At 65.5% G+C, this 13946-nt stretch carries 15 protein-coding genes; 7 read left to right on the top strand and 8 right to left on the bottom strand.

The features are described from left to right. Position 1 precedes the first annotated feature (1 nt). Positions 2 to 1471 (bottom strand): MDR family MFS transporter, encoded by a 1470-nt coding sequence (locus tag CH306_RS01415; protein ID WP_094645423.1) that lies wholly within the window; start codon positions 1469 to 1471, stop codon positions 2 to 4. 147 nt (positions 1472 to 1618) lie between these two features. Between CH306_RS01415 and CH306_RS01410 the strand changes: the two genes are divergently transcribed. After that, entirely contained in the window at positions 1619 to 2236 is a 618-nt protein-coding gene (locus CH306_RS01410) for a TetR/AcrR family transcriptional regulator (protein ID WP_032397596.1), read from the top strand. Positions 2237 to 2304: 68 nt separating this feature from the next. On the opposite strand, the gene CH306_RS01405 is transcribed toward CH306_RS01410, so the two are convergent. After that, a complete protein-coding gene (locus CH306_RS01405) occupies positions 2305 to 3450 on the bottom strand; it encodes an NAD(P)/FAD-dependent oxidoreductase (protein WP_094645422.1) in 1146 nt (381 codons plus the stop codon). Then, positions 3447 to 3938, bottom strand: coding sequence for an Lrp/AsnC family transcriptional regulator (locus CH306_RS01400; RefSeq protein WP_094629356.1), 492 nt, complete (start codon positions 3936 to 3938; stop codon positions 3447 to 3449). The genes CH306_RS01405 and CH306_RS01400 overlap by 4 nt, the downstream gene beginning before the upstream one ends. Before the next feature lie 171 nt (positions 3939 to 4109). On the opposite strand from CH306_RS01400, the gene CH306_RS01395 reads away from it, so the two are divergent. Genes CH306_RS01395 through CH306_RS01385 form a run of 3 tightly spaced genes read left to right on the top strand, consistent with a single transcriptional unit; the run spans position 4110 to position 6019 of the window. Further along, positions 4110 to 4682, top strand: coding sequence for an antibiotic biosynthesis monooxygenase (locus CH306_RS01395; protein ID WP_094645421.1), 573 nt, complete (start codon positions 4110 to 4112; stop codon positions 4680 to 4682). A gap of 25 nt (positions 4683 to 4707) precedes the next feature. After that, positions 4708 to 5478, top strand: a complete 771-nt coding sequence (locus tag CH306_RS01390) for a tyrosine-protein phosphatase (protein WP_094645420.1) — start codon at positions 4708 to 4710, stop codon at positions 5476 to 5478. Between the two features lie 16 nt (positions 5479 to 5494). Next, positions 5495 to 6019, top strand: coding sequence for a peroxiredoxin (locus CH306_RS01385; protein ID WP_032397591.1), 525 nt, complete (start codon positions 5495 to 5497; stop codon positions 6017 to 6019). Between the two features lie 13 nt (positions 6020 to 6032). Here the strand turns inward: CH306_RS01385 and CH306_RS29415 are convergent, their stop codons facing one another. Further along, complete coding sequence (locus tag CH306_RS29415; RefSeq protein ID WP_254923930.1) at positions 6033 to 6155, bottom strand: hypothetical protein; 123 nt, start codon at positions 6153 to 6155, stop codon at positions 6033 to 6035. A gap of 82 nt (positions 6156 to 6237) precedes the next feature. Here CH306_RS29415 and CH306_RS01380 point away from each other — a divergent pair, with 82 nt between their 5' ends. Beyond that, positions 6238 to 7365 (top strand): class I SAM-dependent methyltransferase, encoded by a 1128-nt coding sequence (locus CH306_RS01380; protein WP_094645419.1) that lies wholly within the window; start codon positions 6238 to 6240, stop codon positions 7363 to 7365. Between the two features lie 4 nt (positions 7366 to 7369). On the opposite strand, the gene CH306_RS01375 is transcribed toward CH306_RS01380, so the two are convergent. Further along, entirely contained in the window at positions 7370 to 7795 is a 426-nt protein-coding gene (locus CH306_RS01375; protein ID WP_032397589.1) for a hypothetical protein, read from the bottom strand. 197 nt (positions 7796 to 7992) lie between these two features. Between CH306_RS01375 and CH306_RS01370 the strand changes: the two genes are divergently transcribed. Beyond that, the gene (locus CH306_RS01370; protein WP_032397588.1) at positions 7993 to 8841 is read left to right on the top strand and encodes a Bax inhibitor-1/YccA family protein; all 849 of its coding nucleotides are present in this window, start codon (positions 7993 to 7995) and stop codon (positions 8839 to 8841) included. 67 nt (positions 8842 to 8908) lie between these two features. Here the strand turns inward: CH306_RS01370 and CH306_RS01365 are convergent, their stop codons facing one another. Then, positions 8909 to 10129: an acetyl-CoA C-acetyltransferase gene (locus CH306_RS01365; RefSeq protein ID WP_032397587.1), complete on the bottom strand. Its 1221-nt coding sequence runs from the start codon at positions 10127 to 10129 to the stop codon at positions 8909 to 8911. Positions 10130 to 10200: 71 nt separating this feature from the next. Next, complete coding sequence (locus CH306_RS01360) at positions 10201 to 11214, bottom strand: SGNH/GDSL hydrolase family protein (protein WP_094632317.1); 1014 nt, start codon at positions 11212 to 11214, stop codon at positions 10201 to 10203. A 96-nt stretch (positions 11215 to 11310) separates the two neighbouring features. Here CH306_RS01360 and CH306_RS01355 point away from each other — a divergent pair, with 96 nt between their 5' ends. Further along, positions 11311 to 12696 (top strand): cystathionine beta-synthase, encoded by a 1386-nt coding sequence (locus CH306_RS01355; protein ID WP_032397585.1) that lies wholly within the window; start codon positions 11311 to 11313, stop codon positions 12694 to 12696. 53 nt (positions 12697 to 12749) lie between these two features. On the opposite strand, the gene CH306_RS01350 is transcribed toward CH306_RS01355, so the two are convergent. Further along, a complete protein-coding gene (locus CH306_RS01350) occupies positions 12750 to 13922 on the bottom strand; it encodes an acyl-CoA dehydrogenase family protein (protein WP_094645418.1) in 1173 nt (390 codons plus the stop codon). Positions 13923 to 13946 lie beyond the last annotated feature (24 nt).

The following is a 13946-nucleotide window of genomic DNA, read 5'->3' as shown; positions in this document are numbered from 1 at the left end:
CTCAGTGCACCGGCTGTACGGGAGCGACCTCGTCGACATCCTTGCGTGCCGGAGCGCGGATGAAGAACGACGCCGCCACCGCCACCAGAGATACCGCACCGCCGTAGAGGAACGCGGCATGGATGCCGGCCTCCGAACCGCCGAGCTGGGTTGCGCCGTCGGAGATTCGGGCCGCCGCGGTGTTCGACATCACGGTGACGAAGAGCGCGGTTCCGGCAGCGCCTGCCAACTGCTGCACCGTGTTGAAGATTGCGCTTCCGTGCGAGTACAGCGGGGTGGGCAGCGAACCCAGTGCCGATGTCATCAGTGGCGTCATGATGAAGGCGAGTCCCGCCGAGAGAAGCATGTGGATGCCGATCACCACAGGCAGGGCGGTCTGCGCGTCGAGCACGGTCATCGACCACAGGGCGGCGCTCATCACGATGGCTCCAGGAATCACCAACGGGCGCGGCCCGACTCGGTCGAAGATGCGGCCGACGAACGGAGCGAGCAGGCCCATCAGCAATCCGCCGGGGAGCAGCATCAGGCCGGTGTCGAGTGTGTCGAGGCCGCGGACGTTCTGCAGGTACATCGGCAGCAGGATCAGCGCACCGAACAGGGCCATCATCGAGATCGCGATCATGCCGAGGCCGATGCTGAACGTGGTGGTGCGGAACGGTCGCATGTCCAACAGTGCGCCGCCACGGTCCTGGCGCGAGATCTGACGCAGCACGAACACCAGCAGTGCGATCACACCGACCGCCAGTGGTAGCCATACCGGTACCACCGATTCTTCGGCCGAATGTCCCAGGCTGCTCAGGCCGTAGACGATGCCGCCGAACGCCAACGCGGACAACACCACCGATGGGGGATCGAACGAAGGCCGACCGGTTTGCGTCACGTTCTTCACCAGCGTGGTACCGATCGCGAATGCGATCAGTGCGATGGGGAGAACGAGCCAGAACATCCAACGCCAGTTCAGCGAATCGAGGATGACTCCCGAGATCGTCGGGCCGACGGCCGGAGCGACGGCGATGACGATCGAGATGATTCCCATCATCGCGCCGCGCTTGTGCGCAGGGACGACGGTGAGCACCGTCGTCATGAGCAACGGCAACATGATGGCCGTGCCGCTGGCCTGGGTGATGCGTCCGAGCAGGAGCAGCTCGAAGCCCGGGGCGGATGCCGCGAGCAGCGTGCCGACGGTGAACAGCGTCATCGCTGCCACGAAGACCTGACGCAACGTGAATCTCTGGAACAGATACCCCGTGATGGGAATGACCACGGCCATGGTCAGCAGGAATCCGGTGGTGAGCCACTGCGCCGTCGTTGCCGTGATGCTCAGGTCGACCATCAGGGTAGGGAGCGCCACGCTCATGATCGTCTCGTTGAGGATCATGACGAACGCTGCGATGACGAGGATGCCGATCAGCAACTTGCTTCCCGGCGCGAGCTGCGCGTCGGGTGCGTGGGCGGTCTCAGGTGTGGTCATGTGTCGGGAACTTTCGCGTATGGGTTCAAGTGTGGAGAAAAGGTCGTGTTGCGACAGCCTGACTCATTGTGACAGTGACTGTCAACTTGAACATTGCTGGTAAGTTGACGGCGAGAATACGAAGAAGTAGGCGATGGGTGGAGGACAATGAGCGAGCACGTGCCGGACCTGCGAGAGCGACGTCGCCGGGAAACCCAGCTCGAGATCACCCGTGCCGCGCTCGAACTGTTCGAGACGCAGGGTTGCGCAGCAACGACGGTCGACCAAATCGCACGTCGGGCCGGAGTATCGCCCAGCACGTTCTTTCGTAGCTTCGCATCCAAGGAAGAGTCGGTTCTCGGGCTCGCCCCGGAGTTCGAGCTCGACATCGACGCCTGGCTGGCATCGACGGCCCCCGCGAACATCACCCTTGCAGCTATCGAAGCACTGTACGAGCGATCCGTCGAACGATTATCCGCGGCACCGCACGAAGCGCGAGATCGACTACTGCGTACCCGACGGCTGATCGGGCGCGACGATCACCTGCGGTCCGCCGCCTTCGCGACCGACGCCATGACGCTGTGTCGCGTCACCGACTCGGTGGCCGCCAAGCTCGATGGCCACGAATCACGTTCGTACGCACGATTGCTGATCGAGGGTGCCGGGATGGCCATGCGAATCGCCTTCGACGACTGGGCCGAGCGCATCGATGCCGGGCAGGACGCCGACCTGGTGGATATCTACCGAACCACGCTGCGCGATCTACGACGCGTAGTCGCCGGATGACGGTAGACGTCGTGAGTGGAACTTCGTAGCAGGGGTCGCGTTTTCGTGCACGTGGCGCGAAGCGCCTCTCACCCGAAGCGCTGCGGAGCCAAGTCTTCCGCCCGCAGTCCGCGCGCAGTCACGTCGATCGGAAGCGGTTCTCCGCGAACGATTGCCGCGCCGACTCGTGCCAGTGCCGCACAGGTCTGGATTCCGTACCCACCCTGACCTGCGCACCAGAAGAAGCCTTCGATGCTCGGGTCGAAGCCCACGACCGGGGTGCGATCGGGAACGAAACTGCGCAGACCCGCCCAGGACGAGCGCAGATGCCGGCCCGTCAGTGTGGTGGCCTCGGCGATGTCGTCGAACGCCCGCGCGATCTCCAACTCGTCGGGGCGCGCGTCACTCGGCTCGGTGGGCGTCTCGTCTGCAGGGGAGCACAAGAGTTGTGCGCCTTCGGGTTTGATGTAGAACTTCTCGTCCATATCGCTCAACGTCGCCAGATTCGCGGTGTCGAGCTCGTCGGGCGCGGCGACCATGAACACCGACCGACGCATCGGGACGAGTCCGATCGGATCGGCACCCGCCATGCCGCCCACGACGTCCGCCCACGCGCCTGCTGCGTCGACGACGAGGGGAGCAGTGTGGACCGACCCGTCCGTGGTGTGCACGTGCCACAGTCCGTCGACGCGTCCGAGCTGCGTCACGCCTGTCCCGGTGTGGACCTGTCCACCTCGATCGCGCAACCCCCGTACGAAACCCTGATGCAGCGCGTGGACGTCGACCTCCATCGAATGTGGTTCGTAGAGTGCGCAATCGATCAGGTCGGGGCGCAGCGGCGGGAAGAGTGTGCGCGCGTCGGTCGGGGTGACCAATCGGGCGTCGGGTGTCAGTCGGCTGACGTCCGCATACATTGCCTGGAGCGCGTCGCCTCGCCCGATGGCCGCGAACTGCAACAGCGGACGCGGGGCCAGCAGCTCGGTTCGGAAGTGCTCCGGTGGGTCGACCAGAAAGGCCCGGCTGGCCGTCGTCAGGGCCCGAATGGTGCTGTTGCCGTATGTTTCCAGGAACAGGGCGGCCGAACGTCCGGTGGTGTGGAAGGCCAGGGTCGATTCGCGCTCGAGCAGTGTGACGCGTCGGTCGCTCGCGAGTTCGTAGCCGAGCGAGACACCCCCGATTCCGCCGCCGATCACGATGACGTCGGTGGAGTTCCGTTCCCGCTCGGACGTGGTCATGGATTGCTCCCGTTCGTTGTCTCTGCGGTCCACTGCGCGCCGGGTCCGATCGCCTCGTCGAAGATCAGCCAAGTTCGCGTCGACAGTATCCCGTCGAGTCCCTGCAGTTTGTCGAGCACCAGGTGTCGTAGCGCCGAGGTGTCCGGAGCTCGCACCAGAACGAGGGCGTCGAAGTCGCCGCCCATGAGGCTGACGTGTTCGACGAAGGGGAAGGTGCTCAGATCGTCGGCGACGGCGCGCCAGGAATCCTGCCGAATGGACAATGCCACATACGCCGACGCGCCGAACCCCGCTTTCTCGTAGGCGATGCGTGCGGTGAATCCCTCGATGACCCCTTCGTCGACGAGACGGTCGACGCGCACGTAGGCGTGTGCTCGCGAGATGTGGGTGGCCTCCGCCAGGGCGCGCATGGACATCCGGCCGTCACGGCTGAGCTCGGTGACGATACGTCGGTCCACATCGTCGAGCTCGTATTCCTTCTGTGCCATCCGTCCACTCCAGCCGGTTCGTCAGGGGTCTGTGTGGACGAATTGTCACATTGTTTCCGGCATCGAGCCATCGATCTCTGATTCGGCTCCTGATTTGAATGTCGGTCCATATGGCCGCACTCTGTGTAGAACACATCGATCCGCGACGAACACGCGCAGGAGGGGTACCGCATGACCACGACCGACACGCTCGATCACGTCACGACCTCGGTCGCGCGACGCGTTCGTCGGGGATACGAAGCCGACTTCGTGGAGTGGACCGATCGCGGGATGGACATCGTCCGAACCTTTCCCGGATTTCTCGGTGGCGGTTGGCTGCGCAGTTCCGGCGATTCCAACGACTACCACGTGGTGTATCGCTTCGAGACACACGCCGACCTCGACGCCTGGCTGCGCTCGGATGTCAGGCGCACCTGGCTCGGCACCGGCCGTCCCATCGCCGACGACGTTGCGACACATCGACTCTCCGGTGTGGAGGGATGGTTCGAGCCGCAGTCCAACCTCACCGACGCCGTCCGGGTGATCGGTGGTCCGCCGCCGCGGTGGAAGCAGGCAGTCTCGATCGGGGTTGCCTTCTACGCCGTCAGTCTGCTCGTCAACATCGTTGTGACGCCACACCTGACCGACCTGAACGTGGCCCTGCGTACCGCGCTGGTAGTGCTGATGTGCACGCCGCTGATGGTGTACGTGGTGATGCCGTTCGTCACTGCCCGGCTGCGTCGCTGGCTGGTACCGCGCTCGTAGCCTCGCTTTCGATAGGGTCGAACCCATGCCCGACGCCCCGGTACACGATCAATTCGCCCTCGACGGGGCCTGGAACTTCCGTGATCTCGGCGGTGCGCGCACCACGGACGGGGCGACGGTTCGGCCTGGATTGTTCTATCGCGCTTCCGAATTGAGCGCGCTGTCCGAGAGCGGTCAGCGTTCTGTCGGTGACCTCGGGATCCGCACGGTGTTCGATTTTCGTAGCGGTTCGGAGATCGATCGCAGTGGCGCGGACCGAGTTCCGCCGGGCGTCGAGTCGATCTCGGTTCCCTTCGAGATCGTTCGAGGAGTGCGCGCCCCCCACGAAGCTCCCATGCAGGACGAGCAGAGCCAAGTCGAGTACATGATGCGGGCGTACGCGTCCTTCTCGGCTCTCGACGGGGCATCGCACGCGATCAAGCGGGTGGTCGACGCGATCGTCGAGGGGCGCGGTGGCGTCCTGGTGCACTGCGCAGCGGGCAAGGATCGGGCCGGGTGGACCGTCGCGACGGTGTTGCGGGCGGCCGGTATCAGCGAGGACGACATCGTCGCGGACTACTTACGCAGCAACGACGGGATCGAGCCCCTACTCGCTCACGTGCGCCGAACCTGGGTGGGGGCGGCCGACACGGAGGTCCGACCCACCGAGGCGATACTGGGTGTTCGCGCGTCCTATCTGGAGCACGGGCTCGACGTCATGAAGTCGACGCACGGATCGTTCGACGGATATCTGACGCACCTGGGTATCGATCGGGACCTCCGGCGACGTCTGACCGCCGCCCTCGTGAACGACTGAGCGGTAGCCTCGCCCCATGCGTATCGGACATACCGCCCCGGATTTCGAGCTACCGGACCATTCCGGGGAACTGCGTGCGCTGACCGACCTGACTGCGTCGGGCCCGGTCGTTCTGTTCTTCTACCCGGCGGCCAACAGCCCCATCTGCACGGCCGAAGCGTGTCATTTCAGGGACTTGGGCACGGAGTTCGAGAGATTCGGCGCGCAACGTGTCGGCATCAGTACCGACACCCGAGATCGCAACCAGCATTTCGCGCTGCAGAGGTCGTTCGACTATCCGTTGCTGTCCGACTCCGACGGTGCGGTGGCCGAGCAGTTCGGAGTGCGACGAGGCGGGTGGTTCACCCGGCGGCGTCGGCTTCGTGAGCTCGAACGCGGGCGGGCGCATGCAGCCAACCGTGGGTACCTGCGGCAGCTACTGTCCGTGAAGCGGACGACATTCGTGATCGATCGGAACCGAGTGGTGCGGATGGTGGTGCAGAGCGAACGCGGTCACGTACATGCGACCAAGGCGTTGGAGTACCTGCGCTACCTGTCGTGAAGGGCTGTTCTCGCTATTCGTTCGCGCCGCTGAACAGGGCGGTGTAGACGGCAGGCTTCGATGTTTCGGCGTGCGCATCGGTCGATGCGTCGTCGGGATGGCTGAAGAGCGCCTCGTTCTTGTCCTTGTGTTCCATTCCCCGAGCATGCCCCTGATTCGCGGCAATAGCCACTCGCCGCGCGGGCTGTCCGGGCTCGGCCGGGTGGGATACTGCTCGAGTGCCCGATGAATCCCTGTTCGACGCCCTTCGTCGCGAGCCCGACGCCGAGGCACCCAACCTTCACGCCGTCGACGCCGCGGACCGCCTCGTCCTCGATACCGTCGACGAACTGACCGGAATCGACAGGACCAGGCCGATCGCGGTGATCGGCGACCGGTACGGAGCCCTGACCCTCGGGGCCGCCTCTGTCGGGTTCTCCGCGATACGCGTGCATCAGGACGCCGTCACCGGAGTGCGCGCGCTCGAGCTGAACGCCGCGCGGGTCTCGATGGCCGGGACTTACACCCAGCACGCGCTCGGTGCCGAACTTCTCGACGGCGTCGGCGTGGTGCTGATGCAGTTGCCGCGAGGTCTGGCCGAACTCACCGAGATCGCCGAGCACATCGCCGCACACGCATCGTCGGACGTCGTCGTCCTCGCGGGGGGACGAGACAAGCACATGACCCCGGCGATGAACGACGTCCTGCGGAAGTCGTTCGAGACGGTGACGGCCGGCCGCGGACGACAGAAGGCCCGAGTGCTCACCGCACGTGGGGCGGTGGCGTCGGGAATGACGTATCCGGTGAGCAAGAGGATTGCCGACCTGGACTTGACGGTGGTGGCGCACGGGGCAGTGTTCGCAGGTGCGGGCCTCGACATCGGGACCAGGTATCTGCTCGAGTTTGTTCCGAAGATGCTCCCGCGAGCTCGGGTTGCCGTCGACTTGGGCTGTGGCACAGGAATTCTCGCCACCGAGCTGGCGCGCACCAGGCCCGACCTCGAGGTGATCGCCACCGACCGCTCGTCCGCAGCGATTGCATCGGCGGCGGCCACGGCCGAGGCCAACGGGACGCGTGTGTCGGTGCTCGCCGACGATGCGATGTCCACGGTCGAATCGGAGTCGGTCGATCTGGTGGTGTGCAACCCGCCGTTCCACGAGGGTGCTGCGGTGCACACGGGCGGCGCGAGCAAGTTGTTCGCGGCGGCGGGCCGCGTGCTGAGGCCGGGAGGACAACTGTGGACGGTGTTCAACACCCATCTGAACTATCGGCGCGAACTGGCCGACGCCGTCGGCCCCACCGACCTGGTGGGGCGCAACGGCAAGTTCACCGTTGCTCGCTCGGTGCGTTCGAGCGAGCAACGGTAGACGGTCAGGTGACCGGGCCGCCGTCTTCGGGAGCTCCGTCGATCTGTCCCCGGTTGCGTCCGAGGTCCTCGACGAGAGTGCCTTCGACTATTTCGGCCTGACGCTGGCCTTCTGCGTAATCGACGTCCGGATCCTCGTCGGATTCCTCGATGACGTGGTCGACCAGTTCCTCGGTCAACTCGTCGTCGGGGGTCTCGGTGATCGGGCGGTCGAGATCGTCTTCGACGGCGATGTCGGGTTCTTCCTCGCTGAGCTTGAGGTCCAGACTCTCGCCCTCGGCTGCTTCGCGAGCAGTGGTGCCGAAGCTGTTGGCCTCGCTCCAGTGATCGGGGGGATCGACCACGGTGTCACCGTCGTCGTTGCGCACCTCGTCGGAGTCGACGCTCTCGCTGGGGTCCAAGGTCTGGTCGGGTCCGTCTTCGATTGCCATTTCCTCATAGTGCCCGTTTCGATTCGGTGTCACACACGCCGTCGTCTCCGCGTGTCGAGCCCCCACCCGGTAGAGTCCGATTTGTCCGTCGTAGAAGTTCTCCTCCTGGGAACTTTTGTCCGGATGTCAGACGTTCTACTGATGACCGACGGGGAGATCCCCGGTGGGGATCAGAACTTACGAAGGGAAGAGACACGGTGCGCACCTCCAGCAACCCGGTGTTCCGCAACCTGCCCAAGCAGCAGGGCGGCGGCTACGCCACATTCGGATCTGCGACGGCTGGAGCCTCGCAGGCCGCCACCTTCGGCCAGCATCCCGGAACGCAGGCCGACCCGTACACAACCCAGCCCGCACAGCGGGCAATGACCATCGACGACGTGGTCACCAAGACCGGCATCACCCTCGGTGTGCTGAGCGTCACGGCGATCATCTCGTACCTGCTGGTCTCCAACAACACCGCGTTGGCCGCTCCGTTCGTCATCGGCGGTGGCTTGATCGGCTTCGGCCTGGTCATGTTCGCGACCTTCGGTCGCAAGATGGACAACAAGGCCATCGTCCTCGCCTACGCCGCAGCGGAAGGCGTGTTCCTCGGCGCACTGTCGCTGATGTTCACCGGTGTCGCGTTCGGTGGGGTCGGCGGATCGGCCCTCATCGGTCAGGCCGTCCTCGGCACGTTCGGCGTGTTCTTCGGCATGCTGATCGTCTACAAGACCGGCGCGATCCGCGTGACCCCGCGCCTGACCCGCATGGTCGTCGGTGCCCTCATCGGTGTCGTCGTCCTCATGCTCGGAAACCTCGTCGCCAGCTTCTTCATGGAGGACGGTTTCGGTCTTCGTTCCGGCGGACCGCTGGCCATCATCTTCAGCCTCGTCTGCATCGGCATCGCCGCGTTCAGCTTCCTGCTCGACTTCGACCAGGCCGATCAGCTGATCCGCGCACAGGCACCGGAGAAGGCAGCCTGGGGCGTCGCCCTCGGTCTGACCATCACGTTGGTCTGGCTGTACGTCGAGATCCTGCGACTGCTGAGCTACTTCCAGAACGACTAGTACTCACGAGAAAAGCCCCGCCACTCCTTCGGGAGAGGCGGGGCTTTTCTCGTTGTGCTGTCTCGGATCAGCTGAGACGTTCCAGCACCATGGCCATGCCCATGCCGCCGCCGACGCACATGGTCTCGACGCCGAACGTCTTGTCGTGTGTCGTCAGGTTGTTGAGCAGCGTGGTGGTGATCCGGGCACCGGTCATACCGAACGGGTGGCCGATGGCGATGGCACCGCCGGAGACGTTGAGCTTGTCCTCCTCGATGCCGAGGTCGCGCGCCGAACCGAGGACCTGCACCGCGAAGGCCTCGTTGATCTCGAACAGGTCGATGTCGGAGATCGACATGCCCGCGATCTTCAGCGCCTTGCGGGTGGCCTCGATCGGTCCGAGGCCCATGATCTCGGGAGAGGTGCCGGTGACGCCGGTGGAGACGATGCGCGCCAGCGGGGTCAGGCCCAGTTCCTTGGCCTTGGTGTCGCTCATGATGACGAGCGCTGCTGCGCCGTCGTTCAGCGGGCAGGCGTTGCCGGCAGTGATCGTGCCGTTGGGTCGGAAGACCGGCTTGAGCTGGCTGATCTTCTCGTACGTGGTGCCGGCGCGAGGGCCGTCGTCGGTGCTGACCACGGTGCCGTCGGCGAGGGTCACCGGGGTGATCTCCCGCTCGAAGAATCCGGCGTTGATGGCCTCTTCGGCGCGGTTCTGGCTGCGCACGCCCCAGTGGTCCTGGTCCTCGCGGGTGATGCCGGTCAGAAGCGCGACGTTCTCGGCCGTCTGGCCCATCGCGATGTACGCGTCGGGCAGCTCGCCGTTCTCGCGGGGGTCGGTCCAGCTGTCCGCGCCCTCTTCCTGTGCCTTCTTGGTACGGGCCTCGGCGTCGGCGAAGATCGGGTTGTGGCTCTCGGGGAGCGAGTCGGAGCTGCCGTGAACGAAGCTGGACACGCTCTCGACACCGGCCGAGATGAACACGTCACCTTCGCCCGCCTTGATCGCGTGCAGCGCCATGCGGGTGGTCTGCAGCGAGGACGAACAGTATCGCGTGATCGTCGTTCCGGGCAGGGAGTCGTAGCCGAGCTGAACCGCGACGATGCGAGCGAGGTTGTTGCCCTGCATGCCGCCGGGCAGTCCGCAGCCCAGAAGCAGGTCGTCGATGTCCTTCGGGTCGAGCGAGGGCACCTTGGCCAGCGCAGCGGCGACCATCTGAGCGGTGAGGTCGTCGGGGCGAATGTCCTTGAGCGACCCCTTCATCGCCCTGCCGATCGGTGAGCGCGCGGTGGCGACGATGACTGCCTCTGGCATGAGATCTCCTTCGAATCGATACTGCGTACCTGCTTTGCTACCGCCGGGTAGGCGATGTCTCCTGACCGAACTTACAACCCCGCCGAATCGGCGCTGCCGCGACGTACGAGATCCTCCGACGCAGTGGTGATCTCGGCGTCGAGTTCTGCTGTTCGCCGGCGCAGAAATCGGTCGAGGGCTGCGGTGGCACGGGGGATCGGCTTGCGCGATTCGACGGCAGCAGACACCGTCGGCAGTTCGGGCAGCGGACCACCGTGCCACACGCCGAGGGCGGAGGCGAGCACCGGCAGAATCTGCTGTGCGGCAAGCTCGTAGCCGGCCGCCGAGGGATGGAAGCGGTCCGCCGAGAACATGGTGTCGGGGGCCGCCAGAAACTCGGGAGCCAGCAGATCGGCCAGGGCGACCGGATGCCCGCCCGCGCCGAGCGTGCGGGCAGTCTGGGCGTGGGCGAGGCGGCGACCCCAATTGCGGACGACGGTACGCAGCGGCTGCGGAATGGCCGTCACGACACCGAGATCGGGGCACGTACCCACGGCGACGACGCAGCCCTTGGCGGTGAGCCGCTCCACCGCGTCGCCCAGTCGGGCCGCCGAAGCCGGAATGGAGAACTTCTTGGTGACGTCGTTCGCGCCGATGAAGATGACCGCAGCGTCGGGAGGGGCACCTGCGACGAACATGGCGTCGACCTGGCCTTCGAGTCCCTTGGATGTGGCACCGGCAATTGCCTTGGTGCTCAAGCGAATTCGTTGGCCTGTTTCCTCCGCCAATCCTCTGGCCAGCAGAACGCCGGGAACCTCGTCGGCGACGGTGCAGCCGACGCCTGCCGCGGTGGAGTCGCCGAAGATCATCAGATGAATATCTGCTGAACTTCCCAATCGCCACCGTTCCGGGGCCACGCAGCCCGCTGTGTAGACGCCGTCCGCCTCCGGTGGTTTGGCCGTGGTGCGCCCGATGACGCCACGCGCCGCAGCGGCCTGTGCCATCAGATGTCGGTACGCGGCCCAGGACGCCGTCCCTGCTCCCGAGCCTGCCAGCACTGTCGCGGCGCTCGCTTTCGCAGCGGTACGCCATCCGCTCGCCGTCACAGATCGATCCCTCTCCTCATGCCTTCCTCACCATCGTATGCGGGTGTCGACGGCCGTGACCGAGAGTCGAATACCTGCATCTGGGAAGATGGAGCAATGCGCATCGCACAGCACATCACCGAACTCATCGGCAACACCCCGTTGGTGAAGTTGTCCACCGTCATCGGCGACGGCGCCGGCACTGTCGCGGCCAAGATCGAATACCTCAACCCGGGTGGTTCGTCCAAGGACCGCATCGCCGTCAAGATGATCGACGCAGCCGAGGCGTCCGGCGAACTGAAGCCCGGCGGCACCATCGTCGAACCCACGTCCGGCAACACCGGCGTCGGTCTCGCACTGGTCGCGCAGCAGCGTGGCTACAAGTGTGTGTTCGTGTGCCCCGACAAGGTCGGTGAGGACAAGCGCAACGTGCTGCGCGCGTACGGAGCCGAGGTCGTCGTCTGCCCCACGGCCGTCGCGCCCGAGGACCCCAACAGCTACTACAGCGTCTCGGATCGACTCGTTCGCGAGATCGAGGGAGCCTGGAAGCCCAACCAGTACTCGAACCCGGCGGGCCCTGCCAGCCACTACGAGACTACCGGTCCCGAGATCTGGGCCGACACCGACGGCAAGATCACCCACTTCGTCGCAGGCGTCGGTACCGGCGGCACCATCTCCGGCACCGGCAAGTACCTCAAGGAGGTCTCCGGCGGCAAGGTCAAGGTCATCGGCGTCGACCCCGAGGGCTCGGTGTACTCCGGAGGTACGGGCCGCCCGTACCTCGTCGAGGGCGTCGGCGAGGACTTCTGGCCGACCGCCTACGACCCGTCCATCCCGGACGAGATCATCGCGGTCTCCGATGCCGATTCGTTCGACATGACCCGTCGCCTCGCACGGGAGGAGGGCCTGCTGGTCGGCGGCTCGTGCGGCATGGCTGCCGTTGCTGCTATCCAGGTCGCCGAGCGTGAAGGTCCCGACGCGCTGGTCGTCGTGCTGCTGCCCGACGGCGGACGCGGCTACCTGGCCAAGATCTTCAACGATTCCTGGATGTCCTCGTACGGATTCCTGCGTTCACGCCTGGACGGCACCACCGAGGAGACCTCCGTCGGTGCAGTGCTGCGCGGCAAGTCCGGCGCGCTCCCGGACCTGGTGCACACCCACCCGTCGGAAACCGTGCGTGACGCCATCGAGATCCTGCGCGAGTACGGCGTCTCGCAGATGCCCGTGGTCGGTGCCGAGCCGCCCGTCATGGCAGGCGAGGTTGCCGGCAGCGTCACCGAGCGCGATCTGCTGAGCGCCGTGTTCGAGGGACGGGCCGCGTTGGCCGACCCCGTCGCCAAGCACATGAGCGCGCCGTTCCCGCTGATCGGTGCCGGAGAGACTGTCTCCGACGCCACCAAGGCACTCGGCGAATCCGATGCGCTGATGGTCGTCGAGGAAGGCAAGCCCGTCGGCGTCATCACCCGCCACGATCTGCTCGGATTTCTCAGCAAGGGCGCATAGCGGCAGTGGTGCGGTCGAGCGCCCCAGGAGGCACTCGACCGCACCACTGCGCGTCAGCGCACCGCGCTGGTGCCGGTGAGCGCCTGTCCGATCACGAGCTGATGAACCTCGGACGTGCCCTCGTAGGTGAGGACCGATTCGAGGTTGTTGGCGTGTCGTAGCACGGGGTATTCCAGCGTGATTCCGTTGGCGGCCAGGATCGTTCGGCATTCACGAGCAATCTTGATCGCTTCGCGCACGTTGTTGAGCTTGCCGAGCGACACTCGCTCACCCGGTAGCTGACCCTTGTCCTTCAGTCGGCCCAGGTGCAGCGCGAGCAGCTGACCCTTGCCGAGTTCGAGGGCCATGTTGGCGAGCTTGGCCTGGGTGAGTTGGTACCCGGCCAGCGGCTTGTCGAACACCGCGCGGGTCTTGGAGTACTCGATCGCCGACTCGATGCAATCCCGCGCCGCGCCCATGGCACCGAAGACGATGCCGAAGCGGGCCTCGTTCAGGCAACTCAACGGGCCGCTCAGGCCGCGGGCTTCGGGCAGCATCGCGTCGGCAGGAAGCCGGACGTCGTCGAACACCAACTCGCCGGTGATCGACGCGCGGAGCGAGAGCTTCTTCTTGACCGTGTTGGCGGTGAATCCGGGGGTGTCCGTGGGGACGACGAAACCCCTGACCTTGTCGTCGGTCTGGGCCCACACGACGGCGACGTCGGCGACCGGCCCGTTGGTGATCCACATCTTGCTGCCGTTGAGGATCCAGTCGTCACCGTCGCGCTTGGCGCGGGTGAGCATGCCTCCTGGGTTCGATCCGAAGTCGGCCTCGGTGAGCCCAAAGCAGCCGATCAGCGATCCCTCTGCCATGCCCGGTAGCCATTGCTGCTTCTGCTCCTCGGAGCCGTACTTCCAGATGGCGAACATCGCCAGCGAGCCCTGCACCGAGACCAGCGATCGAATGCCGGAGTCGATCGCCTCGAGCTCGAGGCAGGCCAGGCCGTACGCCGTCGCGGAGGTTCCGGCGCAGCCGTAGCCCTCGAGATGCATGCCCAGCAACCCGAGCGAGCCCAGTTCCTTGGCCAGTTCACGGGCCGGCACAGTGCCTTCGTCGAACCAGTCGGCGATGTGTGGACGGATGCGCTCGTTGCCGAACTTGCGGACGGTGTCTCGGATCTGACGCTCCTCGTCGTCGAGGAGTGAATCGATCGCGAACAGTTCGTCGACGCTCTGGGAGTTGGCCACGGTGCCTCTTTCCGCTGGGGGTTG

Origin of the sequence: Rhodococcus sp. 15-725-2-2b (assembly GCF_002259075.1) — a bacterium.
GTDB lineage: Bacteria > Actinomycetota > Actinomycetes > Mycobacteriales > Mycobacteriaceae > Rhodococcoides.
The sequence above is the reverse complement of the archived record's forward strand: the minus strand, read 5'-3'. Positions and strand labels throughout refer to the sequence as shown.

Excerpts from the sequence above, each read along its gene's own strand:
- CH306_RS01415 (WP_094645423.1), bottom strand. The coding sequence starts at position 1,471 with ATGACCACACCTGAGACCGCCCACGCACCCGACGCGCAGCTCGCGCCG.
- CH306_RS01410 (WP_032397596.1), top strand. The coding sequence starts at position 1,619 with ATGAGCGAGCACGTGCCGGACCTGCGAGAGCGACGTCGCCGGGAAACC.
- CH306_RS01405 (WP_094645422.1), bottom strand. The coding sequence starts at position 3,450 with ATGACCACGTCCGAGCGGGAACGGAACTCCACCGACGTCATCGTGATC.
- CH306_RS01400 (WP_094629356.1), bottom strand. The coding sequence starts at position 3,938 with ATGGCACAGAAGGAATACGAGCTCGACGATGTGGACCGACGTATCGTC.
- CH306_RS01395 (WP_094645421.1), top strand. The coding sequence starts at position 4,110 with ATGACCACGACCGACACGCTCGATCACGTCACGACCTCGGTCGCGCGA.
- CH306_RS01390 (WP_094645420.1), top strand. The coding sequence starts at position 4,708 with ATGCCCGACGCCCCGGTACACGATCAATTCGCCCTCGACGGGGCCTGG.
- CH306_RS01385 (WP_032397591.1), top strand. The coding sequence starts at position 5,495 with ATGCGTATCGGACATACCGCCCCGGATTTCGAGCTACCGGACCATTCC.
- CH306_RS29415 (WP_254923930.1), bottom strand. The coding sequence starts at position 6,155 with ATGGAACACAAGGACAAGAACGAGGCGCTCTTCAGCCATCCCGACGAC.
- CH306_RS01375 (WP_032397589.1), bottom strand. The coding sequence starts at position 7,795 with ATGGCAATCGAAGACGGACCCGACCAGACCTTGGACCCCAGCGAGAGC.
- CH306_RS01365 (WP_032397587.1), bottom strand. The coding sequence starts at position 10,129 with ATGCCAGAGGCAGTCATCGTCGCCACCGCGCGCTCACCGATCGGCAGG.
- CH306_RS01355 (WP_032397585.1), top strand. The coding sequence starts at position 11,311 with ATGCGCATCGCACAGCACATCACCGAACTCATCGGCAACACCCCGTTG.